At 53.0% G+C, this 26,792-nt stretch carries 23 protein-coding genes; 10 read left to right on the forward strand and 13 right to left on the reverse strand.

Annotated elements, in window-relative coordinates:
• The 7 genes from panC to thpR all read right to left on the reverse strand — a co-directional run.
• A partial coding sequence (gene panC / locus DW47_RS0104490; RefSeq protein WP_029685181.1) for a pantoate--beta-alanine ligase occupies positions 1-726 on the reverse strand: 726 nt, incomplete at its 3' end.
• 470 nt (positions 727-1,196) lie between these two features.
• On the reverse strand, positions 1,197-1,676 hold the full coding sequence (gene folK / locus DW47_RS0104495; protein ID WP_029685182.1) for a 2-amino-4-hydroxy-6-hydroxymethyldihydropteridine diphosphokinase: 480 nt from the start codon (positions 1,674-1,676) through the stop codon (positions 1,197-1,199).
• A gap of 2 nt (positions 1,677-1,678) precedes the next feature.
• Entirely contained in the window at positions 1,679-3,094 is a 1,416-nt protein-coding gene (pcnB, locus tag DW47_RS0104500; RefSeq protein ID WP_206537841.1) for a polynucleotide adenylyltransferase PcnB, read from the reverse strand.
• Between the two features lie 48 nt (positions 3,095-3,142).
• Positions 3,143-4,066 (reverse strand): tRNA glutamyl-Q(34) synthetase GluQRS, encoded by a 924-nt coding sequence (gluQRS, locus tag DW47_RS0104505; protein WP_029685185.1) that lies wholly within the window; start codon positions 4,064-4,066, stop codon positions 3,143-3,145.
• Positions 4,067-4,132: 66 nt separating this feature from the next.
• On the reverse strand, positions 4,133-4,588 hold the full coding sequence (gene dksA / locus DW47_RS0104510) for an RNA polymerase-binding protein DksA (protein WP_025901272.1): 456 nt from the start codon (positions 4,586-4,588) through the stop codon (positions 4,133-4,135).
• 178 nt (positions 4,589-4,766) lie between these two features.
• A complete protein-coding gene (gene sfsA, locus DW47_RS0104515) occupies positions 4,767-5,471 on the reverse strand; it encodes a DNA/RNA nuclease SfsA (RefSeq protein WP_029685186.1) in 705 nt (234 codons plus the stop codon).
• 2 nt (positions 5,472-5,473) lie between these two features.
• A complete protein-coding gene (gene thpR / locus DW47_RS0104520; RefSeq protein WP_029685187.1) occupies positions 5,474-6,019 on the reverse strand; it encodes an RNA 2',3'-cyclic phosphodiesterase in 546 nt (181 codons plus the stop codon).
• A 98-nt stretch (positions 6,020-6,117) separates the two neighbouring features.
• On the opposite strand from thpR, the gene hrpB reads away from it, so the two are divergent.
• A complete protein-coding gene (gene hrpB / locus DW47_RS0104525; RefSeq protein WP_029685188.1) occupies positions 6,118-8,562 on the forward strand; it encodes an ATP-dependent helicase HrpB in 2,445 nt (814 codons plus the stop codon).
• Positions 8,563-8,657: 95 nt separating this feature from the next.
• On the forward strand, positions 8,658-11,156 hold the full coding sequence (gene mrcB, locus DW47_RS0104530; RefSeq protein ID WP_029685189.1) for a bifunctional glycosyl transferase/transpeptidase: 2,499 nt from the start codon (positions 8,658-8,660) through the stop codon (positions 11,154-11,156).
• Positions 11,157-11,282: 126 nt separating this feature from the next.
• Here mrcB and hemL read toward each other — a convergent pair whose 3' ends face one another.
• Positions 11,283-12,563 (reverse strand): glutamate-1-semialdehyde 2,1-aminomutase, encoded by a 1,281-nt coding sequence (hemL, locus tag DW47_RS0104535; RefSeq protein ID WP_029685190.1) that lies wholly within the window; start codon positions 12,561-12,563, stop codon positions 11,283-11,285.
• Between the two features lie 159 nt (positions 12,564-12,722).
• On the opposite strand from hemL, the gene clcA reads away from it, so the two are divergent.
• Together clcA and erpA are read left to right on the forward strand one after the other, a co-directional pair.
• On the forward strand, positions 12,723-14,144 hold the full coding sequence (gene clcA / locus DW47_RS0104540) for a H(+)/Cl(-) exchange transporter ClcA (protein ID WP_029685191.1): 1,422 nt from the start codon (positions 12,723-12,725) through the stop codon (positions 14,142-14,144).
• Positions 14,145-14,215: 71 nt separating this feature from the next.
• Positions 14,216-14,563, forward strand: a complete 348-nt coding sequence (gene erpA / locus DW47_RS0104545; protein ID WP_029685192.1) for an iron-sulfur cluster insertion protein ErpA — start codon at positions 14,216-14,218, stop codon at positions 14,561-14,563.
• A gap of 255 nt (positions 14,564-14,818) precedes the next feature.
• On the opposite strand, the gene mtnN is transcribed toward erpA, so the two are convergent.
• Entirely contained in the window at positions 14,819-15,517 is a 699-nt protein-coding gene (gene mtnN / locus DW47_RS0104550; protein WP_029685193.1) for a 5'-methylthioadenosine/S-adenosylhomocysteine nucleosidase, read from the reverse strand.
• A gap of 96 nt (positions 15,518-15,613) precedes the next feature.
• Between mtnN and dgt the strand changes: the two genes are divergently transcribed.
• Complete coding sequence (gene dgt, locus DW47_RS0104555; RefSeq protein ID WP_029685194.1) at positions 15,614-17,095, forward strand: dGTPase; 1,482 nt, start codon at positions 15,614-15,616, stop codon at positions 17,093-17,095.
• A 130-nt stretch (positions 17,096-17,225) separates the two neighbouring features.
• Positions 17,226-18,653 carry a serine endoprotease DegP gene (gene degP, locus DW47_RS0104560; protein ID WP_029685195.1) on the forward strand — a complete coding sequence of 476 codons (1,428 nt, stop codon included), beginning with the start codon at positions 17,226-17,228 and terminating at the stop codon, positions 18,651-18,653.
• Between the two features lie 69 nt (positions 18,654-18,722).
• On the opposite strand, the gene DW47_RS0104565 is transcribed toward degP, so the two are convergent.
• The 4 genes from DW47_RS0104565 to map form a co-directional block, all read right to left on the reverse strand.
• On the reverse strand, positions 18,723-19,109 hold the full coding sequence (locus DW47_RS0104565; RefSeq protein WP_029685196.1) for a DUF3461 family protein: 387 nt from the start codon (positions 19,107-19,109) through the stop codon (positions 18,723-18,725).
• 139 nt (positions 19,110-19,248) lie between these two features.
• Positions 19,249-20,073 carry a 2,3,4,5-tetrahydropyridine-2,6-dicarboxylate N-succinyltransferase gene (gene dapD, locus DW47_RS0104570; RefSeq protein ID WP_029685197.1) on the reverse strand — a complete coding sequence of 275 codons (825 nt, stop codon included), beginning with the start codon at positions 20,071-20,073 and terminating at the stop codon, positions 19,249-19,251.
• A gap of 131 nt (positions 20,074-20,204) precedes the next feature.
• Complete coding sequence (gene glnD, locus DW47_RS0104575) at positions 20,205-22,859, reverse strand: bifunctional uridylyltransferase/uridylyl-removing protein GlnD (RefSeq protein ID WP_029685198.1); 2,655 nt, start codon at positions 22,857-22,859, stop codon at positions 20,205-20,207.
• A 63-nt stretch (positions 22,860-22,922) separates the two neighbouring features.
• Positions 22,923-23,717 carry a type I methionyl aminopeptidase gene (map, locus tag DW47_RS0104580; RefSeq protein ID WP_029685199.1) on the reverse strand — a complete coding sequence of 265 codons (795 nt, stop codon included), beginning with the start codon at positions 23,715-23,717 and terminating at the stop codon, positions 22,923-22,925.
• 26 nt (positions 23,718-23,743) lie between these two features.
• On the opposite strand from map, the gene DW47_RS17465 reads away from it, so the two are divergent.
• The 4 genes from DW47_RS17465 to pyrH all read left to right on the forward strand — a co-directional run bounded on the left by DW47_RS17465 (position 23,744) and on the right by pyrH (position 26,788).
• Complete coding sequence (locus DW47_RS17465; protein WP_161606689.1) at positions 23,744-23,899, forward strand: hypothetical protein; 156 nt, start codon at positions 23,744-23,746, stop codon at positions 23,897-23,899.
• 229 nt (positions 23,900-24,128) lie between these two features.
• Positions 24,129-24,854: a 30S ribosomal protein S2 gene (gene rpsB, locus DW47_RS0104590; RefSeq protein WP_029685200.1), complete on the forward strand. Its 726-nt coding sequence runs from the start codon at positions 24,129-24,131 to the stop codon at positions 24,852-24,854.
• 193 nt (positions 24,855-25,047) lie between these two features.
• Complete coding sequence (tsf, locus tag DW47_RS0104595) at positions 25,048-25,899, forward strand: translation elongation factor Ts (RefSeq protein WP_029685202.1); 852 nt, start codon at positions 25,048-25,050, stop codon at positions 25,897-25,899.
• Positions 25,900-26,062: 163 nt separating this feature from the next.
• On the forward strand, positions 26,063-26,788 hold the full coding sequence (pyrH, locus tag DW47_RS0104600) for a UMP kinase (RefSeq protein ID WP_029685204.1): 726 nt from the start codon (positions 26,063-26,065) through the stop codon (positions 26,786-26,788).
• Positions 26,789-26,792: the final 4 nt, after the last annotated feature.

The raw sequence follows: 26,792 nt of genomic DNA on the forward strand, positions 1-26,792 counted from the left end.
CCCGTCTGGAATAACCCCGCCCGCCTGTAAGCGCTGGTTAGCGTGACTGATGAGGACCGAGTGATCCTTTTCTCCTGCGGTCAGTTGCTCGGCGATCTCGGTCATCACCTGGTATAACAGCGGCGCGCGCTCGCGCTGTTCAGCAGTCAGGTAGCCATTACGGGAACTGAGCGCCAGCTTGTCTATTGCCCGTACCGTCGGTACGCCGATAATCTCTATCGGGTAGCCGAGATCGGCCACCATCCGGCGGATTAGTAGCAACTGCTGATAATCCTTTTCGCCGAAGCAGGCTACATCTGGTTGGATGCGGTTAAACAGTTGACTGACGATCGTCGTCACGCCTCGAAAATGTCCGGGGCGGGCCGCCCCCTCGAGCAATCCGGACAATACCGGAACCTCGACAAAGGTCTGCTGGCCGGTGCCTTGAGGGAACAGGTCACTGACCTGAGGACAGAATAAGATTTCGGTGGGGCTAGCACGCAACGTCTCGCAATCCTGCTCTAGGGTGCGCGGATAGCGGGCTAAATCATCCTCACGGTCAAACTGCATCGGATTGATAAACACCGACACCACCACCACATCGGCATGCTGACGGGCGACTTCGGTCAGACGCCGATGGCCTTGATGCAGGTTACCCATGGTCGGAACGAGAGCGATTTTCAGGCCCTGTTGACGTAGACGGCGAAGTTCCTGATGCAATGTCGCTGAATTTTCAATGATAAGCATAGTGATGATCCTGTGATCTCAGAGACTACGGATAACGGTGTTGTTCATCGGGAAACAGGCGATTCGCTGTCTGTGACTGTGTGGCCAGAGTCTGTTTCCTTCAGGGTGGCTGAAGAGCGGCGGAGAGTCCTCGATTAGTGATCATTACTCGTGCTGGTTGGCGGTATGATCTTCTGTAGCCGGACGGACCTGTGGCAAGCAGTGTACAGGGATGCCCGCCTCGCCCATACATCATAATCATGCCTGTTATCGAGGAGTCGCCCACAGTCGGCAGTCCTGGTTCTGTAAGTTGATGCCAGAGAACCAAGGCTTTCATCCGTAGAGGCCAGTACCCTAAGCCACCGTGCGGCATTTGCTGATATAGAGTGTGAAGCGTTGTCGGTGATATCTCACCCTGTTGCCATCCACTTTTGGGAGGTTTGAGTTTACCGTAAGCGGTTCAGCGGTGAAATGCTCACCGCTGAAAATGATCACCAGAGAGAAATATCGCGAGTGTCGAGTGTCGATAACAGCGCCGTGAGGGTACGTCCATCAGGGAAATGGCAGTCAGGGGCAATTTCGTTAAGCGGTAACAACATGAATGCACGGCGATGCATATCGTAATGTGGGACGGTCAGACGGTCAGTCTGTATTGAGTGCTGACCAAACAGTAAAATATCTAGATCCAGGGTACGTGGGCCCCAGCGCTCATCTTTACGCACCCGGCCCTGTTGTTGCTCAATACGCTGAGTCTGATCGAGCAGTTGCTCCGGCGTCAGTTCAGTATCTAGGGCGACCACGGCATTTAGGTAATCAGGCTGGTTAGGCGGCCCATAGGGCGGGGTCCGGTAGAAGGACGATGTGGCGATCCGCTGACTGCGCGGGATCGCCTCCAGCGCAGTCAGTGCGGCTTGCACCTGTTGTAAGGGGTCCGCTAGGTTACTGCCTAGCGCGATATATACCCGCTCCATGGTTAGCTCTTCCCAGCCACCGACGGCTGACGGCGGCGGGAGCGGTTATGGCGTCGGCGCTGTTGCGGATCACTGCCAAGGCTTTTGATCATCGCCGCCTGACGTGGCGGAATGGCAGACTGGAACTCACCCCACCATTGGCCGAGGCGTTCCAATTCTTGGCTACCTTCGACACTGGCCCTCAACAGCAAGAGATCATAAGCTGCACGGAATTTTGGGTGCTCCATCAGTTTCCACGCACGTTTACCATGGCGGCGTGGCAGACGCAGTTGCAGTGACCAGATATCTCGGATAAGGCTGGTGATACGTTTCGGGATAGCAATCGCTCGGCAAGCTTCATCTAGGGTATCGTTCATGGCCAGCGCAAAGGCTTCATACCAAGGCAGTCCACTTTCCTGGGCAATCTGCTGAGCGCGCTCAGACTGCGGGTACCACAGCATGGCCGCAAACAGGAAGGCCGGATTGACGCGCATATCATTTTGCAGGCGCTGATCGGTATTTTTCAGTACCTGAACAATCATCCGCTCCATGGCACTGTCTTCCTGTACCGTCATATACTGAGTGATGGTCGGGAACAGCGGCTGGAATAACTGATACTGCTTCAGCAGGGCATAGGTTTGTTCGCCATGACCGGCCTGCAGCAGTTTCAGGGATTCTTCAAATAAACGGGCGGAGGGCACATCGTTAAGTAGGCTAGCCAGACGCGGGATCGGTTCGGCAGTGTCTGCATCGATGGTCATATTCAGTTTGGCGGCAAAGCGCACCACCCGCAGCATGCGTACCGGATCTTCGCGATAGCGGGTTTCAGGATCACCGATCAAGCGGATGACACCTTGCTGTAGGTCCTGTAGGCCACCGACATAATCACGGACGGTGAAGTCCGCCACGCTGTAGTAAAGGCTATTAATAGTGAGGTCACGTCGCTGGGCATCGTCTTCGATAGAACCGAAGATATTGTCCCGCAACAGCATGCCATTATGACCCCGTTGCGACTGATTGCGATCCTGTTCCTCTGCGGGCTGTTCGGTTTCCGCAGCATGATGCCCTCGGAAAGTCGCCACTTCGATCACTTCAGGACCGAACATTACATGTGCCAGACGGAAACGACGGCCCACCAGACGACAGTTACGGAACAGTTTACGCATCTGCTCCGGCGTGGCATTGGTGGTAATATCGAAATCTTTCGGTTTTTTACCCAGCAAAAGATCACGGACACCCCCGCCGACAAGGTAAGCTTCGAAGCCTGCTTTGTTCAGCCGGTACAGTACTTTCAGCGCGTTCTCGCTAATGTCTTTGCGGGAGATATTATGTTGATCACGCGGAATGATCGTCATCAGATTCTGGTCTTTTGCCTCTGCGGGGGACTCTTCATCACGGAGAAGAACTTTCCGGCAGAAATTCGCTACTCGGGTAAAAATAGTACACCTCGACAGTGTCATTAATTAAGTTGGTGCTCAAATCAGCGGCTAATCATAGCCTGTTGTGAGCAATTTGAGAATGCTGTTAGAGGACTCGTCGGAGATTAACGTGTCATTTACGGGGATTTTATCCCTATCCCATCCCGAAACCGCCTTGGCGAGCAGCCGCTGTGTGGTCAAATCCTGCCAGTCAGCCGGTAATGTTTGGCCGAGCACCGCCAGCGCACGGACCAGCAATGGCCGGGGATCACCTTGCGGTAGCGGTGGAGCGTGGTTTTGCTTGGATAACTTATTGCCGTCTGGCGTGATCACCAACGGCAGGTGCAGATACTCTGGCACCGGCCAGCCTAACTGCTGATAGAGGCTGATCTGTCGGACGGTGGGTTCGATTAAATCTGCGCCGCGAACAATCTGATTCACGCCCTGATAATGATCATCAACCACCACGGCCAGGTTATAGGCAAATAAACCGTCACGGCGATGAATAATAAAGTCTTCGGCAGCAAGTCGCGGATCGGCGTGGATGGCGCCACGGATCTGGTCGCTGAAGGCGTATACCGGTTGCCGCTGACAGAAACGGACGGCGGCATTGCTGGCCGATAAGGCTAACTGCCGGCAGTGTCTGTCATAATAGCCGCCATTTGCGCGGATACGCCGCCGGGAGCAGTGGCAGTAATAGCTCTGTTGACCGGTTCGTAGCTGGTTAAGAATGTCCAGATAGGCATCGCTACGCTGTGACTGCCACAAAACATCACCGTCCCAGTGCAGGCCGTAGTGTTCAAGCTGAAACAGAATAGTATCGGCAGCGCCAGGAATTTCCCGTGGAGGATCGATATCTTCGATACGTACCCACCAGTGGCCCTGTCGGGAACGGGCATCCAAATAGCTGCCAAGTGCGGCGACCAGTGATCCAAAGTGCAGTGCACCTGACGGGGAAGGGGCGAAACGGCCGATATAGGGTTTATCTGACATAGCGGTGGCAAATGACCGTACAACAACTGCGCGGGACAGTGTTGTACGGCATCGTCAGAGGAGGGGTTAGCCAGCCATCTGCTTTTCGCGGATTTCAGCCAGTGTCTTACAGTCGATGCAAAGATCAGCTGTTGGACGGGCTTCAAGGCGACGGATCCCGATTTCAACACCGCAGGATTCGCAGTATCCGAAATCGTCATCTTCGACTTTCTTCAGCGTTTTTTCGATTTTCTTGATCAGCTTGCGTTCGCGGTCACGGTTACGCAATTCCAGACTGAACTCTTCTTCCTGAGCAGCTCTGTCAACTGGATCGGGGAAGTTTGCCGCTTCGTCCTGCATATGTGTGACAGTACGGTCGACTTCATCCCTGAGTTGATTACGCCAGGCTTCAAGAATCTTTCTGAAGTGAGTCAGCTGGGCTTCGTTCATGTACTCTTCGCCCGGTTTCCCTTGATATGGCTCCACCCCAGCGATGGCGAGGATACTCAGGGACGATGTTTTACGGTTTTGCCCTTCTTGCATGCTGTTTCTCCTGGATAACACGCACTATCGATTCCCGTGAGGGAAAAAAACAGGCCGCTATAAATAGCAGAAGCTATCTCTGTTGGCAATTACTGATATTGTGACTTGTTGACTGCTTGTCAATAAATTTGATACCAAAACGCAGAATTATCTTTGCAATACACATGATTGCAGTCATTTACTGACCGAAGGCGGCAGAATATTCTATTTTCATCGCATCCGCAGCCAAGGAAGCTTTATAGACTATAATCTCCACCCCGGCGACCCTAGCTTGATCAAGAAGTGCTGCATACTGCGGATCAATGTGTCGGGCGACGTTTATTTGTTCGATTCCACTGTGTAAAACGGCAAAAAACAGCACGGCCCGCCGCCCACTGGCGGCAATCGCCATTAATTCACGTAAATGCTTCTGACCGCGAACGGTGACGGCATCGGGAAAGAAGCCCTCGCCATTGTGCAGTAGGGTGACTGATTTCACCTCAACATAACAATCCGGCAGTCCCGGTTCTGTGAGCAGGAAATCAATCCGGCTGTTTTCGCTACCATATTTCACTTCTGTACGCAGAGTACGGTAGGCAGCCAGCGGCCGGATAATACCGGCGGTTAACGCTTCCTGCACCAAGGTATTGGCCCGTAAAGTGTTTACACAAATCCAGTCGCCGGTAGCGGTTTCTGTCAGTTCCCAGCTGTGCGGGTATTTACGGGTTTTACTGTCGGAGGTGGAATACCAGACGGTATCACCCGGGGTCGCACAGCCAGTCATGGCGCCGGTGTTAGCGCAATGCAGGGTTATCTCACGGCCATCCGGCAGCCTGACATCGGCGAGGAAACGTTTATAACGCTTAATTAAGGTGGCGGGTTGCAGCGGTGGGCTGAACTGCATGATTATTCCTCATCGGGCGGTAATTCGTTAATTAACGGAAAGGTGGCGATAGCGTGCGGGCGCTTGCGGTTCGCTCCGCCGCCACACATTAGCGAAAATTCACTGATGCGGGTTTGCCACTGAAAGCCGGCCGGTGGCAGCGTCACCGCACGGTAAGCCTGGTGGATCAGCCGTACATGGGGATGAAACGGCCTAGCGGGTTGCGGACAACCGAGCCTGGCGGCCTGAGAGCGCAACAGAGCGGCCAGTTGGAGGACGCCGGTCGGGGCCGGACGACAGCCAAGCCACAGGTATCCCGAAGCTGGCCAGTGGCCGGCATCATTTAATGTTAAGGTAAAGGCGGGCTGACGGATACGGGATGCCTGGTGTTGCAGACGTTGGCAGGTTGCCTCACTGATCTCCCCCAGCCAGGCGAGGGTGATGTTCATCCCAGCGGACGGTATAGGCTTGCCATAATCTGCAGGAAAATGCTCTGCCCGCCAGTGAACCAGCTGCCGTTGTAATCTGGGCGGCAGGTTAAGCGCAAAATAGAAATAGGGTCCTGCCATGGTCAGCCCCGCAGGATACCTGCCGACAGTGGCGTGAGGACAGGTCGGTTGAGTGTTATCATGGCGATTATCTTAACACAGCTTGTGCGGAGTTTTCTTTGCAGTCCTTACCGATCACTGAAGTGCTTGATGATCTCTTTGCAGCGCTGGAGCGTGCTGCACAGGTATTACTGATCGCCCCGCCGGGTGCCGGTAAATCGACCGGCTTACCGCTGCATTTACTGCAACGCCTTGCCCCAGGGCAGCGGCTCATTATGTTGGAGCCGAGGCGTCTCGCTGCACGTAATGTGGCGAAACGGCTGGCAGAATCGCTCGGGGAGACACCTGGTCAAACGGTAGGCTACCGAATGCGTGGTGAAAACCGCTGCAGTGCCACAACACGATTGGAAGTGGTCACTGAGGGCGTACTCACGCGTATGTTGCAACAGGACCCGGAGCTTAGCGGGGTATCACTGGTGATCCTCGATGAGTTTCATGAGCGCAGTGTGCAGGCGGATCTGGCGTTAGCCTTATTACTCGATGTTCAACAGGGACTGCGTGAAGACCTGAAAATTGTGGTGATGTCAGCCACCCTCGATGATCAGCGATTATCCACACTACTGCCGAGTGCCCCAGTGATTTGTTCACAGGGACGCAGCTTCCCGGTTGAACGGCGCTATCTGTCCTTGAGCTCCCGTTTGCCCTATCCGGCGGCGGTGGCGCGGGAAGTCCTGCAAATCTTGAAACAGCAGAGCGGCTCAATGCTGGTGTTTCTGCCTGGAGAGAGAGAAATCCTAGCGGTCAAAGAAGCTCTGGCTACGCATGTCGATGCAGACTGTGATTTGTTTCCTTTATATGGTGCGATGAGTCTCGCTGCTCAGCAGCAGGCGATTGCCCCAGCAGAGGTCGGGCGCAGGAAAGTGGTACTGGCGACTAACCTCGCAGAAACCAGTCTGACCATCGACGGTATTACCTTGGTCGTGGATGGTGGGCTGGAACGCACCGTTCGTTTTGATGTGAAAAGCGGGCTGAGTGTATTGCAGACGCAGCGTATCAGCCAAGCCTCTATGATTCAGCGTGCCGGGCGCGCTGGGCGTCTATCCCCCGGGATCTGCTGGCATTTGTTAAGCCAAGAGCAGGCGGAGCGTGCCGCAACTGTCAGTGAGCCGGAGATCCTGCAAAGTGACCTATCAGCACTGATGTTGGAGGTGCTGTGCTGGGGATGTTCAGATATTACCCAATTGCAGTGGTTGGACTGCCCCCCAGCGCGGCAGCGTAACGCGGCACTAAGCTTGCTGCGCCAACTGGGGGCATTGGATGAGCGTCAGCAACTGACTCCCGGCGGGCGGCGCATGGCTGCCAGCGGGACGGCGCCGCGTCTGGCAGCAGTACTCTGTGCCGCCGGTGAAGACCCACGGGCGATGGCGACCGCTTGCCTGCTAGTAGCCATCCTCGAAGAGCCACCACGTCAGGGTTCAGAAGATCTGCTGACCTTGTTTCTACGGCCACAGCCGCAGTGGCTGACCCGAGCAAAAGCGCTGCAACAGAAAATGGGTGAGGGGCGCGGCCAGGCTGATGAGCGTTTAGTTCCCAGCTTATTGATGGCAGGCTTCTCAGACCAACTGGCCCAGCAACGGGGACAGAGTAGTCGCTTTTTGCTGGCGAGAGGCAGTGGGGCTAGCCTGGGAGAAGGTTCCTCTCTAAGCCGTAACGCGTGGCTGATAGCCTTGCAGCTGTCGCTGAGCGCGCAACACAGTGAAGCCAGGATCAGGCTGGCATTTGCGGTGGATATTGGGCAGTTAATTCGAGATTGCCCGCAGTGGGTGGAAGAACGGGACGATGTCGCCTGGGATGAAGAGAAAGGCATTCTGCGGGTACGCCGTCAGCAGGCGATCGGTGCTTTGATCCTCAGTTCTCGGCCGGGGGCTCGTCCGAAACCGGAAGTGCTACACCAAGCGATGCTGCGATGGATACGGGAAAAAGGGTTGACGGTGCTGCCGTGGTCAGAGGCTGCGCAGCAGTTGCGTGAGCGGCTGGCTTGTGCCAGTGAGTGGCTACCCGATGAAGACTGGCCAGAGGTCAGTGATGAGGCCTTACTGGAAAACGTAGAGCAATGGTTATTACCCGAAATGGCGACGGTCAGTGATGCGCGTTCTTTTAACGCTATTAATATTTCCTCAGCTTTATTACATTTGATCACATGGTCACAACGCCAGCGACTGGATAGTGAGCTACCAACTCATTACACTGTGCCGACAGGCAGCCGGTTGCCGATACGCTATACTATCGGGCAGTCACCGGTACTGGCGGTACGCATCCAGGAGATGTACGGAGAAGCGGCTACGCCAGTGATTGCCGCGGGCAGAGTGCCAGTGGTGCTTGAACTGCTGTCACCGGCCATGCGCTCGTTGCAGATCACCCGCGATCTGGCGGGGTTCTGGCAGGGAGCCTGGCGCGATGTGCAGAAGGAAATGAAAGGCCGTTACCCTAAACACCTGTGGCCGGATGATCCGGCGACAGCGATGCCGACGCGACGAAGTAAGAAATTTTCCTCCGGACAGTGACGGACAGCGCTCTTTCAGAGGGTTCCGGCATCTTATGACCGGGGGCGGGATTAAAGTAACGCGCACGCTAAGGCTGTGCCTGGAGAATAACATTCATGTCTGGGAACGATCGCGAACCGATCGGGCGAAAAGGAAAAGCGCCTCGTCAACCGGAGAACAAACGCACTCGTGCGAAGAGTAAAAAAACAAAAAATTACGATGATCGCGAGATCAGTGGTTTTGAGGAGGAAGCACCATTGCCACGTAAAGGAAAAAACAAAGGGCCGATGAAAAAGAGGCGTTGGTTAGGGCTATTTATTAAGCTCTGCCTGGTGGCAGCGGTTCTGATTGCCGCCTGGGGGGTCTACCTCGACTCTGAAATTCGTCATCGTGTTGACGGCAAAGTCTGGCAGTTACCCGCAGCGGTTTACGGCCGGGTGGTCAGCCTGGAACCGGGCATGAGCTTCAGCCGTAAAGGGATGCTGGACCTGTTGGAGGGAACCCAGTATCGCCAGGTGACACGTATTACCCGTCCGGGTGAATTTACCGTCAAAGGCAATACTATTGATCTGCTGCGTCGTCCGTTTGATTTTCCTGATGGCAAAGAAGGGCAGATCCATGCGCAGATGACGTTCAGCAACGGTGAGCTGTCTGAAATCAAAAACCTGGATACCGGTCGTGACTTTGGGTATTTCCGCCTCGATCCGCGCCTGATCACTATGTTGCAATCACCGAACGGTGAGCAGAGACTGTTTGTACCTCGTTCCGGTTTCCCTGATCAGCTGGTGGATACCCTAGTCGCTACTGAAGACCGTCATTTCTATGAACATGATGGTATTAGCCTATATTCAATTGGTCGTGCGTTTATCGCCAACGTGACCGCTGGTCGGGCAGTGCAGGGAGGCAGTACCCTGACCCAGCAGCTGGTGAAAAACCTGTTCCTGACTAATAAACGTACTCTGTGGCGTAAGATCCGTGAAGCCTATATGGCGATCATCATGGACTCCCGTTATAGCAAAGATCGTATCCTTGAGCTGTACCTGAATGAGGTTTATTTAGGGCAGGCCGGTAACGATCAGATCCGTGGCTTCCCGCTGGCCAGTCTCTACTACTTCGGCCGTCCGGTCGATGAGCTAAGTGTCGATCAGCAGGCCCTGTTAGTCGGTATGGTGAAAGGTGCGTCTCTGTATAACCCGTGGCGTAACCCGAAACTGGCCCTGGAACGCCGTAATGTGGTGCTGCGACTGCTCCAGCAGCAGAAGTATATTGATGAAGACCTCTACAATATGCTGTCTGCTCGTCCGTTGGGTGTTCAGCCACGAGGTGGGGTGATCACGCCGCAGCCGGCGTTTATGCAGATGGTGCGCCAGGAACTACAGCAAAAACTGGGTGATAAAGTGCAGGATATGTCAGGGGTGAAAATTTTCACCACCCTGGATCCTATCTCCCAGGATGCGGCCGAAAAAGCGGTGGTTGACGGTATTCCAGTGCTGAAAAAACAGCATGGCTTGAAGGATCTGGAAACCGCGATGGTGGTGGTCGATCGTAATACCGGCGAAGTCCGAGCCATGGTCGGCGGTGCAGAACCGCAGTTTGCGGGGTATAACCGCGCTATGCAGGCACGTCGTTCTATCGGTTCACTGGCAAAACCGGCCACCTATCTGACTGCATTGGCCCAGCCACAGACTTACCGTCTGAACAGTTGGATTGCCGATCAACCGTTGTCGCTGAAACAGCCGAATGGTCAGATCTGGAGTCCAGAGAATGATGACCATCGCTTCAGTGATAAAGTGCTGCTGGTCGATGCACTGACCCACTCGATGAACGTGCCAACGGTTAACCTCGGGATGTCCTTAGGGCTGAGTAATGTGGTCGATACGTGGGAAAAACTGGGCGTTAGCAAAGATCAGCTGACCGCAGTACCGGCGATGTTACTGGGTGCACTTAACCTGACGCCGATTGAAGTGGCTCAGGCGTTCCAGACGATTGCTAGCGGCGGTAACCGAGCCACCCTTTCCGCAGTGCGTTCAGTGATCGCCGAAGACGGTAAAGTACTGTATCAGAGCTATCCGCAGGCGCAGCGTGTTGAGCCACCGGAAGCCGCTTACTTGACCCTGTATGCGATGCAGCAGGTGGTTAACCGCGGTACTGCGCATCAGTTAGGCGCACAGTATCCAACCATGCATTTGGCCGGTAAAACCGGGACCACCAATAACATGGTGGATAGCTGGTTCACCGGGGTGGACGGTAAAGAAGTGGCCGTGACCTGGGTCGGCCGTGACAACAACCAGCCAGCGAAACTGTGGGGTTCTAGCGGGGCATTGCAGATCTACCGTCGTTACTTGGCTAATCAGCCGCCGACACCGCTGGATCTGACTGCACCGGACGATGTGACTACCATGAACATCGATTCTGCGGGTAACTTTGTCTGTGGTTCAGGCAGCAGTACTTGGCGTTCGCTACCGGTATGGACCTCTAACCCGAATGCGCTCTGTCAGCAGCAACAGCAGCAACAGCAACAGCAGATGCAGCAACAGCAGCAGCAGCAACAGGTTCAGCAGGAAAGTAATAGCAACGGGGTTGCTGGCTGGATCAAAGATATGTTCGGCCAGTAAGGGGCCGACGGTTAAAAAGGCGCTACGGCGCCTTTTTTTATGGGCTGAGTTTCAGCCAAAAGAGAACCCCTGGCAAAGGCCAGGGGTTCTGCGCGGAGTCGGGCTCAATGGACAGCGCTTACCGGATCACAGGCGGGTAAAGCAGCGCCGTGCTGCATCGACGGTTTTCTGGATATCTTCTGGGGTGTGGGCGACGGACATAAAGCCTGCTTCAAAGGCTGATGGCGCAAAGTAGACCCCTTCTTCCAGCATCAGATGGAAGAATTTTTTGAAGCGTTCGACGTCACACTGACAGACATCTTGATAGCAGGTTACTGCCGGTAAGTCGGTAAAGAATAACCCAAACATACCGCCGACATGGTTGATCACCAGCGGGATGTTGTGTTCTTTGGCAGCATGAAGCAGTCCTTCAGCCAACTGGTCGGTCAGTTCCGTCAGGGTTGAGTGGACACCCGGTTGCGCAACTTGGCTGAGACAGGCAAAACCAGCGGCCATCGCCAACGGGTTACCGGAAAGCGTGCCCGCCTGATAGACTGGCCCGGTCGGTGCCAGCGCTTCCATCACGTCACGACGGCCTCCGAAAGCTCCTACTGGCATTCCACCACCAATAATTTTGCCCAGACAGGTTAGATCCGGAGTGACCCCGTAGTGGGCTTGAGCGCCGGATAGGGCAACACGGAAACCGGTCATCACTTCATCGATGATCAGCAAAGCACCGTATTCATCACATAACTGGCGCAGTCCCTGCAGGAAACCTTCTGCTGGAGGGATGCAGTTCATGTTACCCGCCACCGGTTCAACGATGATACAGGCGACATCTTGCGGGTACTGTGCAAACACCTCACGCACGGAATCGAGATCATTATAGGTGCAGGTGAGTGTATGGCGAGCGAAGTCAGCCGGTACACCTGGCGAGTTAGGCTGGCCGAGGGTTAATGCCCCTGAGCCGGCTTTGACCAGCAGGTGGTCAGCATGGCCGTGGTAGCAGCCTTCAAATTTAATGATTTTGTCACGACCGGTGTAGCCACGGGCGAGGCGGATAGCACTCATAGTGGCTTCGGTGCCGGAGTTTACCATCCGCACCATATCCATTGATGGCACCAGTTCGCAGACCAGTTCTGCCATGCGGACTTCCATTTCGGTAGGCGCACCAAAACTCAGACCGCGGCTGGCGGCTTCGATCACCGCATTGCAGATCCCCGGGTTGTTATGACCGAGTACCATCGGACCCCATGAGCCAACGTAGTCGATATAGGCTTTACCGTCTGCATCATACAGGTAGGCTCCGTCGGCGTGCTCGATAAATAAAGGAGTTCCACCGACGCCAGTAAAGGCGCGGACCGGCGAGTTGACGCCGCCCGGGATAAGCCGTTGTGCTTGCTGGTAAAGGTGTTCAGACTTGCTCATCGCATCAGTTCCTATTGTGGCTGAATAGTGTCAGGCTCTAGTTTACGGGAACTTGATTAGCAGGTGAAAGTCCTGTCAGCGGCTTTGTCACATTTAAAGCACCAAAAAAGCTTATGTAAATGTATACTTGCCCAATGGTTGTTTATTGATCACCCTGATATGGACACGATACCTGAAGAACCCCAACCCTTACCGGTCAGCCCCAGCCGCCGGATTGAGTATTTACGTTTACTATTGCGCCAAGATAAAACCCCGGCGGCTATTCTGATCTTAGCGGCACTGGTCGGTACTCTGACCGGCTTGGCTGGCGTGGCATTTGAAAAGGCCGTCAGTCAGGTGGAAGCCCACCGGCTCGCGCTGCTGAATGGTCACGCTATGTGGCTAGCGTTGTTGCTTTCTGTTCCCATTTCAGCGCTGCTAGCAGTCTGGGGATTCTGGCTGGTGAAGCGTTTTGCCCCAGAAGCCGCCGGTTCGGGTATTCCTGAAATAGAAGGGGCTTTAGAAGAGCTACGTCCGGTCCGCTGGTGGCGAGTGATCCCGGTAAAATTCTTGGGCGGAATGGGAACCCTTGGCAGCGGTATGGTACTGGGCCGCGAAGGGCCCACGGTACAGCTTGGGGGCAACCTTGGGCGTATGGTACTGGATCTGTTTCACATGAAAGGTAGCGAAGCCCGCCATACTCTGCTGGCTACCGGGGCGGCCGCAGGCCTGTCCGCAGCGTTTAATGCGCCGTTAGCGGGGATCCTGTTCATACTCGAAGAGATGCGCCTACAGTTCCGTTACAGCCTGATTTCGATAAAGGCCGTGTTTATCGGTGTGATCATGTCCTGCATTGTCTACCGGATATTCAACGGCGACAGCGCGGTGCTGGATATTGGTAGGCTTGATAAAGCGCCCCTTAATACCCTGTGGCTCTATTTGGTGGCCGGTATGGTGTTCGGGATATTGGGGGTGATTTTTAACCGTTCTATTTTCGCCCTGCAAGATCTGTTTATGCGCTTGCACGGCGGCAGAATGAAGAGCGTGCTGATCACCGGTTTGGTGATTGGTGGCTGTTGCGGAGTACTGACGCTAGTGTTCCCCGCCATGACCGGTGGCGGCCTCGCGCTGATCCCACAAGCGTTTAGCGGTCATTACGGGTTGGCAATGTTACTGGCGATCTTCCTGCTGCGGCTGGCGACGACACTGATTTGCTTCTGCTCCGGCGCACCGGGGGGGATTTTTGCGCCGATGCTGTCCCTAGGCACATTGCTGGGCACCACGCTTGGGATGATCGCGACTCAATTATTCCCCGAATACCATTTACAGGCAGGCACCTTTGCCGTAGCGGGTATGGGGGCTCTGTTTGCAGCCTCGGTTCGGGCTCCGTTAACCGGGATCGTGCTGGTACTTGAGATGACCGATAATTATCAGTTGATCCTGCCGATGATTATCACCTGTTTGGGCGCAACCTTGCTGGCCCAGTTCCTGGGGGGAAAGCCGATTTATTCGGCCTTACTGGCTAGGACACTGGCCCGTCAAGCAGCCCAGGCAGCCTCAGCAACGGAAAGCACCGCACAGAGTGCCAGGCAGAATGCTTGATTGCTAAAAGCGGCTGACAGATAATGGCTCCATGCTGGCCATGTCCGGCCATAAGGTTATTGGAGTAAATGATGAGCGATGATATTGCAGCAGTACCGTTAGACTTTACTGAAGCTGCGGCGAATAAGGTGAAATTTCTGATCGCTGACGAAGACAACCCGGACCTGAAACTACGCGTGTATATCACCGGTGGGGGGTGCAGTGGTTTCCAGTATGGTTTCACCTTCGATGACAAAGTGAACGAAGGGGATATGACCATCGAGAAGCAAGGTGTCTCGCTGGTGGTTGACCCAATGAGTCTGCAATACTTGGTGGGCGGCTCGGTAGACTATACCGAAGGTCTGGAAGGTTCACGCTTTATCGTCACTAACCCGAATGCCACTTCGACCTGTGGCTGCGGATCGTCATTCAGCGTCTGAGTCTGAATGGCGACACAGGGGAGCCCTCCCCTGTGTCTTCGCGTTACTGCTTCCCTGATGTGCCCTTGTTATTGTACCGCCTCCCTGCCTACTACTGACCGCGTCATCATTAAAGCCTCGCGCTGGCTGTCAGCTTTTTCCAGATAACCCTTAGATTTTGTAAAGAATTTATTGGGCGCTAGCGCGCCGAGAAGGGACTGAAACATTTACGCGACAGACAGCACAGGTCAGAGGCCTGCGCTGTCGGAACGGTTATCAGGCGGCAGCCAGACGGGCTACCAAGTCTTCGACCATCAGTGAAGACTGTTTTGCCGCGACGGATAAGAACTCGTCGAAGCTAAGGTGTGACTCCTGATCGGCGACATCGGAAATGGCGCGCACCACCACGAACGGGACGCCAAATTGATGGCAGACATGCCCAATTGCAGTGGCTTCCATTTCAACGGCGACCGCTTGCGGGAAGGTATTACGGATGCGCGCCAGCGGTTCAGCACCATTAATAAAGGCGTCACCACTGACCACCAAGCCGCGAACGGCATGCAAGTCTAGAGCCGTGATGCTCTGTTCTGCGGCAGCAATCAGTGCTGCATCGGCGGTGAAGCTTTCAGGGCAACCGGCCATTTGGCCCGGGGCATAACCGAAGGCGGTGACGTCAGCATCATGGTAGCGGACCTCATCAGAGACGACGATATCACCGACTTTCAGTGAGGGAGCCAGGCCGCCAGCAGAGCCGGTGTTAATGATCACATCTGGCTGGCAGAGTTGCAGCAGTAGAGTGGTGCCCAGCGCTACAGAGGTTTTACCAATGCCGGATTTTAACAGTGCGACTTCGGTCCCGTTGAGGATGCCGGTGTAAATTTCGCAACCTGCCACAGACAGGGTTTTACGATTTTCAATTTTGTCACGTAGCAGAGTCACTTCCTGCTCCATCGCACCAATAATTCCTACTTTCATAGCCTCTTTTACCCGTGTTATAGAATATATATTGAGATGTGACCTAGTCTATCATGGCCGAACAGGGAAATATTATTGAATCTTACCGGAGCTGAAATGGAGATTAACTTTACCCGCAGGATCAGTCTTAAGCGTCCCTATATGTCGGGACCTTCGCCACAGGATGAGGAGCAGGTTACTCGTTTCTTTGAAAGTGACCGTGGACGAATTATTCACTCAGCGGCACTGCGACGTCTGCAACAGAAGACTCAAGTGTTTCCGCTGGAAAGAAATGCAGCGGTAAGGTCACGTCTGACTCATTCACTGGAAGTGCAGCAAACGGGACGTTATATCGTGCGGGAAGTGTTACAGCGTCTGAAAAAGCAGTCCGGTGGCCTTGCAGCTTGTGGACTGCAAGATTTTGAGCGCGGTGCCGAAAGTTTGGTTGAAATGGCCTGTCTGCTGCATGATGTCGGAAACCCGCCGTTCGGCCATTTTGGTGAGGCTGCGATTAACGACTGGTTCCGGATGCATCTGTCGGCAATCTTGCCACGTCAGTCCGCGTCAGAGACTGATGCGACGTTACAGGCGCTATACCGGGATATCTGTCAGGACTTGTGCCACTTTGAGGGCAATGCGCAAGGCATCCGTCTGGTGCACACCTTGCTGCAACTGAATCTCAGTTATTCCCAAGTTGCTTGTATCCTCAAGTATACCGCGCCGGCTTGGTGGCAGGGAGAAAAGCCGGAGGCATATTCGGTATTGATGAAAAAGCCTGGTTTTTACCTGTCCGAAAAGCAGTATGTCGAGGATTTGCGGCAAGCGACTGGGCTTGAGCAGTATCACCGCTTCCCTCTGACCTACATAATGGAAGCCGCCGACGATATTTCCTATTGTATTGCTGACCTCGATGATGCGGTGGAGAAAGCAATCTTCAGTGTCGAGAGTCTGTATCGCTATTTGAAAGCGGCCTGGGGCGAGGTGGAGCAGGGGGATATCTTCTGCCGGACGATTGGTGAAGCGTGGCAAGACGCTAACAGCAGTAAACGCCGCAGCCAGAGTGACCAGTTTTTTATGTCACTGCGAGTCAATGTGCAACGCGTGTTGGTATCACGGGCGGTAAAGCGCTTTATCGAGCATCTACCGGCCATTTTTCACGGTGATTTTAACCAAGCATTGCTGGAGGACGGAGGGGATGCCGAACGGTTGCTGGAGGTGTTTAAACAGGTGGCGCGGCGCTATGTATTTAGCCATTCAGAGGTTGAACAGCTTGAGTTACAAGGCTATCGGGTGATACAGGGACTGCTGGATGCGTATAAATCAATGATGCTGCTCAGTGCTCCGCAATTCACTCTACTGGTAGAGACTCATGAGTTAAAGGGCTATCCGATTGAAACGAGGTTATTCCACCGTTTGTCGGATAAGCATATTGCTGCTTATCGTAATCATATGCGTGAGGTGGACTCACTGCCAGAAGAACAATGGTCATTGTGGGAAGGTTACTACCGTCTACGACTAGTACAGGATTATATTAGTGGTATGACAGATCTGTTTGCTTGGGAAGAATACCGCCGCTTAATGGCAGTGGATTTTGTCTGAGTTTTGTAAAGATGGAGAATATTTTTTTACTTTTCAATCAAGACATCAGATGAACTAACGTTTAAATAATAACTCTGAACAGTGACTACAGCATTTGCTCCAAACAGCAACTATTATAGAGAGCTAGAACATGAAAAAAACCACATTAGCGTTAAGTGCACTCGCACTCAGCCTTGGAATGGCATTTGCGCCTGTAACCGCTTCTGCGGCTGAATCTGCGTCTTCTTCAAGTCAGCAATTGCCAAGTTTGGCACCGATGCTACAAAAAGTGATGCCCTCAGTGGTCAGTATCAGTGTGGAAGGAACGGCCCCGGTTAAAGCGTCTCAAGGGGGGCAGCAATTCCAGCAGTTCTTTGGTGATATGTCACCTTTCTGTCAGGATGGCTCACCTTTCCAGCAGTCACCTATCTGCCAAGTCCCGAATGGCGGTAATGGCGGAGCTCCTCAGGAACAAAAATTCCGTGCACTGGGTTCTGGGGTGGTGATTAATGCCGAGAAGGGCTATGTGGTCACCAATAACCATGTGGTAGCGAATGCGTCCACCATTCAGGTCCAACTCAGCGACGGACGTCGCTTTGACGCCAAAGTTATCGGGAAAGATCCGCGTACTGATATTGCGCTGATCCAGTTGAAAGATGCTAAAAATCTGACTGCAATTAAAATCGCTGATTCCGATAACCTCCAAGTCGGAGATTATACCGTGGCCATCGGTAACCCGTATGGTCTGGGTGAAACGGTAACTTCTGGTATCGTTTCAGCGTTGGGACGTAGCGGCCTAAATGTTGAAAACTATGAAAACTTTATCCAGACCGATGCGGCGATTAACCGCGGTAACTCTGGTGGGGCCTTGGTGAATCTTAACGGTGAACTGATCGGTATCAATACCGCGATCCTAGCACCGGATGGCGGCAATATCGGTATCGGCTTTGCCATCCCATCGAACATGGTGAAAAACCTGACGTCACAGATGATCCAGTACGGCCAAGTGAAACGGGGCGAACTGGGGATCATGGGTACCGAGCTGAATTCCGAAATCGCCCAAGCGATGAAAGTGGATGCTCAGCGAGGCGCCTTTGTCAGTCAGGTACTGCCAAATACCTCTGCAGCCAAAGCAGGCATTAAGGCCGGCGATGTGATTGTCTCAATGAACGGTAAGCCGCTGAGTAGCTTCGCTTCACTACGTGCCGATGTCGGGACTATGCCGATTGGGACTAAACTGGAACTGGGTCTGTTACGTGATGGCAAGCCGGTGAATGTCACGGTGGTGATCCAGCAAAGTACTCTGGATACCGTCCAGTCCTCTAATATCTATACCGGTATTGAAGGGGCAGAGCTGAGTAATGCAACCAGCGGCCAGAAAGGGGTCGTGGTCGACAGTGTGAAACCGAATACCCGTGCCGCGGCGATTGGCTTGAAAAAAGGTGATGTGATCCTCGGCGTCAACCAGCAGGCGATCAGCAACCTTGGCGAGCTGCGTAAGATCCTCGATAGTAAACCGTCGATTCTGGCGCTGAATGTGAAGCGTGGTGACAGCACTCTGTACTTGCTGGCACAGTAAGGCTGAGATAATCGCGATAAAAAAGCCGGTCAGTCACCTGACCGGCTTTTTAGTGCCTGAAACGCTGGATTATTTACGCGTTAGCTTTTCTAGGTCAGCTTCTATTTCGGAAATTTTGTTAGAGACCACAAGTTCCAGATGACGAAGGTCATCAAGGATCTTCACTTTTAGGTCAATCTCCTCTTTTTCTTGCTGACAGATTTCATCCAACTCATCGATGATATAGCGTAGATTCGGGCTAATTTCCTGGATCTCGCGAAACCCCTGCTGAGTCTGATCAGAAACGATAGTTTTACGCTGGCGCGGGTATTTAAACTTCACACTCTTCGCCAAGAATTCCCCTTTATCCTTACGAAAATAGATTTTCAGGATATCGTTATTGGCTTCCTGACGCAGGCTGTAACGGTCGATTTCTTCGGGGTGAGTGATCCCTAAACCTTTTAAGTTATCATACATACCAAATTACCTCTTCAGGGGATGAAAACGCTGGAGCGTGGCACTGAGTGACAAAGGTGATGCCATCTAACGGTTAACCGCCGCCAGCAAGCAGCGGACGGTTAATGCCAATCAACCGGAGACGACCCCAGTTGATAAGTTAGTCGATGGTGCGCAGCAGTTCGTTGATACCGACTTTGCCAAGGGTTTTCGCATCCACTTTTTTGACGATCACAGCACAGTACAGGCTGTATTTACCGTCTTTGGATGGCAGGTTGCCGGAAACTACGACTGAACCTGCTGGGACGCGGCCGTAATGGACTTCACCGGTTTCACGATCGTAGATTTTGGTGCTCTGGCCGATATAAACACCCATTGAGATTACCGCACCTTCTTCGACAATGACGCCTTCAACGATTTCTGAACGGGCACCGATAAAGCAGTTATCTTCGATGATGGTCGGATTAGCCTGTAATGGCTCTAGTACACCACCGATGCCGACACCGCCGGACAGGTGAACATTTTTACCGATCTGCGCACAGGAACCTACGGTGGCCCAGGTATCGACCATGGTACCTTCATCGACGTAAGCGCCGATGTTAACGTAGGAAGGCATCAGTACGGTGTTGCGTGCGATAAAGGCACCTTGGCGAACGGCGGCCGGAGGCACAACACGGAAACCTTCTTTTTTGAAGCGCGCTTCATCGTAATCGGCGAATTTCATCGGCACTTTATCGTAGAAACGGGTTTCCGCGCCGTCGATGACTTGGTTGTCATGGATACGGAAAGAGAGCAGCACTGCTTTTTTCAGCCATTGATGCGTCACCCACTCGCCGTCGATTTTTTCTGCGACACGGACTTTACCGCTGTCGATCAGACCAATCACTTCAGTGATTGCATCACGGGTTTCCGCGTCAACGCTGGACGGGGTGATGTCTGCACGCCGTTCAAATGCGGCTTCGATAATTTTTTGTAACTCTTGCATTCTTTTTTCCTGCATCAATGGTTTGGTAAAAACTGACTCTCCCGGACAGTGACCGGCTGTTACTGTCATGGCAACCGGTATATCTGGGAAAAAAACGTGACCGCACTCTCGGTTAAGGCCCGTCGGGTGAATTACCCTTTATCGTTTGGATTAAGGGCCTCTGTCAACCGTTGTTGTAAACTATCGCGCATTTTATCATCGAGGGCGCGACGTTCGCTGGTGGCGAGGATAAATAAATCTTCTACCCGCTCACCGATAGTACTGATACGCGCGCCATGCAATGAAATCCCCGCTTGCGCAAATACGGTTCCAATCTGCGCCAGCAGGCCGGGGTGATCAAGGGCCACCAGTTCTAAATAGGTGCGCTGATTGGTATGCGCGGGCAGAAAACGAATTTCAGTGTCTACCGTAAAGTGGCGCAGACGTGGTGAGAGACGACGCGGGCGTGGCAGGCTCCATTCGGTTTGTGACAGAGCCCGCACCAGCCCTTCAATGATGGCGTCGTGCCGATCCCTTGCCAGCGGGCTTCCGTCTGGCTCTAGCACAATAAAGGTGTCCATCGCCATGCCATCACGATTGGTAAAAATTTGTGCATCGTGAACACTCAGATTACGCCGATCTAGCTCTCCGGCGACGGTGGCAAACAGGTAAGGGCGGTCTGGACTCCAAATGAATATTTCGGTACCGCCCCGTGAGGTTTGCGGGTTAATCAGAACCAGCGGCTGGTTTAGCTCATGACTCAGCAGATTGCGCGCATGCCAAGCCAACTGACTGGCACTGTGTCGCAAAAAGTAATCGGCCCGGCAGCGGTTCCAGATTTTGTGCAGACGGGTTTCATCAATATTATCCATGCGTAACAGCGCCAGCGCCTGTAGGCGGTTGTGGCGTACCCGGTCACGCAGGTCTGGATGGTTGTCTTTACCGCGGCGCAGTTGTTTCTCGGTAGCAAAATAAAGCTCACGCAACAGGCTCTGTTTCCAGCTGTTCCATAGGCTTTCATTGGTGGCGCAAATATCAGCGACGGTCAGACAAATCAGCAGGCGAAGTTGCTGCTCATTTTCCATGATCTCGGCAAACTGCTGGATCACCGAGGGATCCTGAATATCGCGGCGTTGTGCGGTGACGGACATCAGCAAGTGATGACGAACCAACCAGGCTACCAGACGCGCATCACGGGAGCGTAGCCCATGCAGTAGGGCAAACTCCGCGACATCCTCAGCGCCGAGCTCAGAGTGATCTCCGCCACGGCCTTTGGCAATATCATGGAACAGGGCAGCAATTAATAAAATTTCCGGATGGATCAATCGCTGCCAGATCTCCACACATAACGGATGTTTTTCCCGTGACTCTTCACTGGCAAAGCTTTCCAGTTTTTGCAGGACGCGGATGCTGTGTTCATCAACGGTGTAGGCATGGAACAGGTCAAACTGCATCTGACCGACAATTTTACTCCACTGCGGCAGGTAAGCCGCCAGCACGCCGTGATGGTGCATCGGCACCAGTGCACGACTGACCGCGCCAGGATGACGCAAGATGTCCATAAAGTACTGACGAGCTTCGGCGCTGTCACACAGTGAGTGGTCTAAGGTCTGTAGGGCATGACGCAGGCAGCGCAGGGTGGCGGAGTAAATTCCCTGTACCGCGCTGGTGCGCACCGACACATTAAATAGGCGGATAATTGCGGCCGGATTGCGGCTGAAGAGGGTGTTGTCCCGCAGATCGATTAAGTTGCCGCGTAGTTGAAAATCATCATCCAAGGGCTGTGGTTTTTCGTTAGCCGGTAAGGCAAGGATGGCTTCATCAAACAGCTGTAACAGCATTTCGTTCAATTCACCGATATGGCGGGTGACTCGATAGAAATCCTTCATCATCTGTTCGACGGGCTCGTTACCTTCGCCTTGATAGTTAAGCCGTTGCGCGACCGCCAATTGACGATCAAACAGTAGCCGATTATCGTAACGTGGTAGTGTCAGATGCAGGGCAAAGCGGATGCGCCAGAGGAAGTCCTGACACTGATTAAGTTCGTTGCGTTCTTCTTCGGTCAGAAAACCAAAGCCCATCATTTCGTCCATGGAGGTGGCCCCGAAATGGCGGCGGGCGACCCATTGCAGAGTATGAATATCTCTGAGGCCACCAGGACTGCTTTTGATGTCGGGTTCCAGATTATAACTGGTGCCGTGGTAACGCTGGTGACGCTGTTTCTGCTCTTCTATTTTGGCCGCAAAAAATTCCGCTGATGGCCAGAAACCCTCGCTGAAAATGTTTTTTTGTAGCTCCAAAAATAGTGAGACATCACCGGTCAACATGCGTGACTCGATAAGATTGGTGGCGACTGTGAGATCAGCCAGTCCTTCCAGTAGACACTCTTCTAAAGTACGGACACTGTGACCCACTTCTAGCTTGAGATCCCACAGTAGGGTAAGCAACTCACTGACACGTTGCTGACTGGATCCGTCCAGCGGTGTGCGGCTGAGCACCAGCACGTCAATATCAGACAACGGATGCAGTTCCTGACGACCATAACCACCCACGGCCAGCAGGGCGATATCTTTCACACCCTCGAAGCCGGCCTGATGCCATAAGCGGCACAACAGGTGGTCAATAAACTGGGTACGGGCATCAATCAGTTCGCTGATGTTTTGTCCCACGTCAAAAGCAGCTCCGAGCTTGTCCTGAAAGGTCTCCAGTTGCTGCTTCATCGCCTCGCGATTTAGCTGTGACGCTGACCAGTGGAGTGGAGCCTCGATACTCTGTTTGTCGATGTGTTCTGGCAGGTGGCTACTCATTATCGTTACTCATCAGATAAAAAAGCCGGCATTAGCCGGCTTTTAGGGAGTCAATTATCAGGATTAACCTTCATTTACCAGCACCGCCGGAATCGTCTCTTCCTGGCGCAGGGTTAAAATCTCACAGCCATTATCGGTGACCACAATAGTATGTTCATATTGGGCAGACAAGCTGCGATCTTTGGTTTTTACCGTCCAACCATCTTTCATGCTGCGGATGCGGAAGTCTCCGGCATTAACCATCGGTTCAATAGTAAAAGTCATACCTTTCTGCAGTACTACACCGCTGTCATCGGCATCGTAATGTAGAACCTGTGGCTCTTCATGGAAGCCTTTACCGATGCCGTGACCACAGTATTCGCGGACTACTGAGAAATCGTTACCTTCAACAAATTTCTGGATCTCACGGCCAATGGTGCGCAGGCGGATGCCTGGCTTAACCAATTTTAAGGCCAGATAAAGGCTATCTTGGGTAACGCGACATAGGCGCTCACCAAGGATAGTCGGTTTGCCGACGATAAACATTTTCGAGGTATCACCGTGATACTCATCTTTGATGACGGTGACATCGATATTGACGATATCGCCATCCTTCAGGATACGGTCGTCGCTAGGAATACCGTGGCAAACTACTTCGTTAATGGAGATACAGACTGATTTTGGGAAACCGTGATAGCCGAGGCAGGCTGAGACTGCCTGCTGTTCGCCGGTGATGTAGTCTGCACAGATGCGGTCCAGTTCGCCGGTAGAAATACCAGGTTTGACATGCGCGGCGATCATTTCAAGCACTTCGGCGGCCAGTCGGCCCGCGACGCGCATTTTTTCGATTTCTTCAGGAGTTTTAATTGAGATAGCCATGGAATCCGTCCGGTTGCTGCCAGCCAATGCCAGCAAAACGAGAAAAAAGTGATATCTGGGTATGTTATCAGCCAGCCAAACCGCTGCCAACGTTATTCACCCAGCAAGTCGCCGAACCACAGCAGGAAAATTCTGTATTGCCGGTAACAAAGATTGCCGCCAGGGGCGGGTTTGTGGTATAAAACGCGCCGACGAATCCGTGCAGGTAAGACTAATGGTTTTCAACCGGTGCGGAACGTTTACTTCTCATTATGTGAAAAGGCAGTGTCCCTGCGGGCTATCTTTGGAAGCCGGTGCGGCAGACTGACCAAAACACACATGTATCGACACATACTCCGGGGTGCCTTTATAAGGTCGGTAGTATGGGATACATGGAGGCTCAACCCCAACTTATACTTTTTAGAGGTAATCATGGCTACTGTTTCCATGCGCGATATGCTTAAGGCCGGTGTTCACTTTGGTCACCAGACCCGTTACTGGAACCCGAAAATGAAACCTTTCATCTTCGGTGCGCGTAACAAAGTTCACATCATCAACCTTGAGCAGACTGTACCAATGTTCAACGACGCTCTGGCTGAACTGAGCAAAATTTCTGCCCGTAAAGGCAAAATTCTGTTTGTTGGTACTAAGCGCGCTGCAAGCGAAGCTATCAAAGAATCTGCGCAGAACTGCGATCAGTTCTTTGTTAACCACCGCTGGTTAGGTGGCATGCTGACTAACTGGAAAACCGTTCGTCAGTCAATCAAGCGTCTGAAAGATCTGGAAGCACAGTCTCAGGACGGTACTTTCGACAAACTGACCAAGAAAGAAGCGCTGATGCGTGGTCGTGAACTGGCCAAGCTGGAAAACAGCCTGGGTGGTATTAAAGATATGGGCGGCCTGCCAGACGCGCTGTTCGTTATCGATGCTGACCACGAGCACATCGCAATCAAAGAAGCAAACAACCTGGGTATCCCAGTTTTTGCTATCGTTGATACTAACTCTGATCCGGATGGCGTTGATTTCGTTATCCCAGGTAACGACGATGCGATCCGTGCAGTAAGCCTGTACCTGAATGCCGCTGCAGCAGCAGTCCGTGAAGGTCGTTCTCAGGACCTGGCTGAACAGGCTGAAGAAGCGTCTTTAGAAAACGTCTGATAAGGCCTGCTCTGTAAAGAGCCCTTAGCGTCAGATGTTATCTGCAAGGGGCCGCTTAAGGCCCCTTTTATTATTTTAAGATCCGCTGAGTAAGATCCGTTCTGCTGGGCGACGTAAAATATCCTGCGAAATGATGCTGTTTGTCATGACCGCAATGTCTGCAAACAGACCACAGTTAACCGAGGACTTTAGAATGGCTGACATTACCGCTGCTCTGGTAAAAGAACTGCGCGAGCGTACTGGCGCTGGCATGATGGAATGTAAAAAGGCGCTGGTTGAAGCTAACGGCGACATCGAACTGGCTATCGACAACATGCGTAAGTCAGGTCAGGCAAAAGCGGCTAAGAAATCTGGCCGTGTTGCTGCTGAAGGTGTGATCCTGACCAGCGTTGAAGGTAACGCGGGCGTGATCGTTGAGCTGAACTGCGAAACTGACTTCGTTGCTAAAGATGCCGGCTTCCTGGCATTTGGTCAGGAAGTTCTGACTGCCGCCGCTGCTGACAAAAACCTGGATATCGATGCACTGAAAGCTAAATTTGAAGAGCAGCGTACTGCGCTGGTTGCCAAAATTGGTGAAAACATCAACATCCGTCGCATTGCTCGCCTGGAAGGTGACGTTGTAGGTTCTTACCTGCACGGTGCACGTATCGGTGTTCTGGTTTCTGCTACCGGTGCTGACGAAGAGCTGGTTAAGCATATCGCGATGCACGTTGCGGCAAGCAAGCCAGAATACGTGAAACCAGAAGATGTTCCTGCGGACGTGGTTGCTCGTGAGCACCAGATCCAGCTGGACATCGCGATGCAGTCTGGTAAGCCTCGCGAAATCGCAGAAAAAATGGTTTCTGGTCGTATGAACAAGTTCACCGGTGAAGTGTCACTGACTGGTCAGAACTTCGTTATGGATCCGTCCAAAACGGTTGGTCAGCTGCTGAAAGAAAAAGGCGCTGACGTGATTAACTTCATCCGCTTTGAAGTGGGCGAAGGTATCGAGAAAGTTGAGTCTGATTTTGCTGCTGAAGTTGCAGCGATGTCCAAACAGTCTTAATGCTCTGAAGGAACCGCCAGAACGGCGGTTCTTTTTTGTCTGCTGACAACAGCCCCGGCAGACAAGTTTTACTATCATTTCTCTCGTATAACGAGAAAACAGAGCGAATGACAGACGTGCTTTCTCTCTGCCTTATTCACTCATGCTCCAGGAATTAATGATCATGGCGACCAACGCAAAACCGGTATATCAACGTATCCTTCTGAAACTGAGCGGCGAAGCGCTGCAAGGTGCCGAAGGTTTTGGTATTGATGCAAGCATTCTTGACCGTATGGCTCAGGAAGTGAAAGAGCTGGTTGAATTAGGTATCCAAGTCGGCGTCGTGATTGGCGGGGGTAACCTGTTCCGTGGTGCCGGTCTGGCAAAAGCCGGAATGAACCGTGTCGTCGGTGACCATATGGGCATGTTAGCCACTGTGATGAATGGCTTGGCGATGCGTGATGCCTTGCACCGCGCTTATGTTAATGCTCGCCTGATGTCTGCCATCCCACTTAACGGTGTCTGTGATAACTACAGCTGGGCCGAAGCGATCAGCCAGCTGCGTAATAACCGTGTGGTAATTTTCTCCGCCGGTACTGGTAACCCGTTCTTTACCACTGACTCTGCCGCCTGCTTGCGCGGGATTGAGATCGAAGCTGATGTAGTACTGAAAGCCACTAAAGTTGACGGTGTCTACTCTGCCGATCCGATGACTACCCCTGATGCAGTATTATACGAAAAACTCAGTTATCAGGACGTACTTGAGCGTGAGCTTAAAGTGATGGATCTGGCCGCTTTTACCCTGGCACGCGATCACAACCTGCCGATTCGTGTGTTCAACATGAATAAGCCAGGCGCACTGCGCCGTGTGGTGATGGGTGAGAAAGAAGGTACACTGATCGCTCAGTAATCCT

This window comes from Tatumella saanichensis, from assembly GCF_000439375.1.
In the GTDB taxonomy this organism is placed as follows: domain Bacteria; phylum Pseudomonadota; class Gammaproteobacteria; order Enterobacterales; family Enterobacteriaceae; genus Tatumella; species Tatumella saanichensis.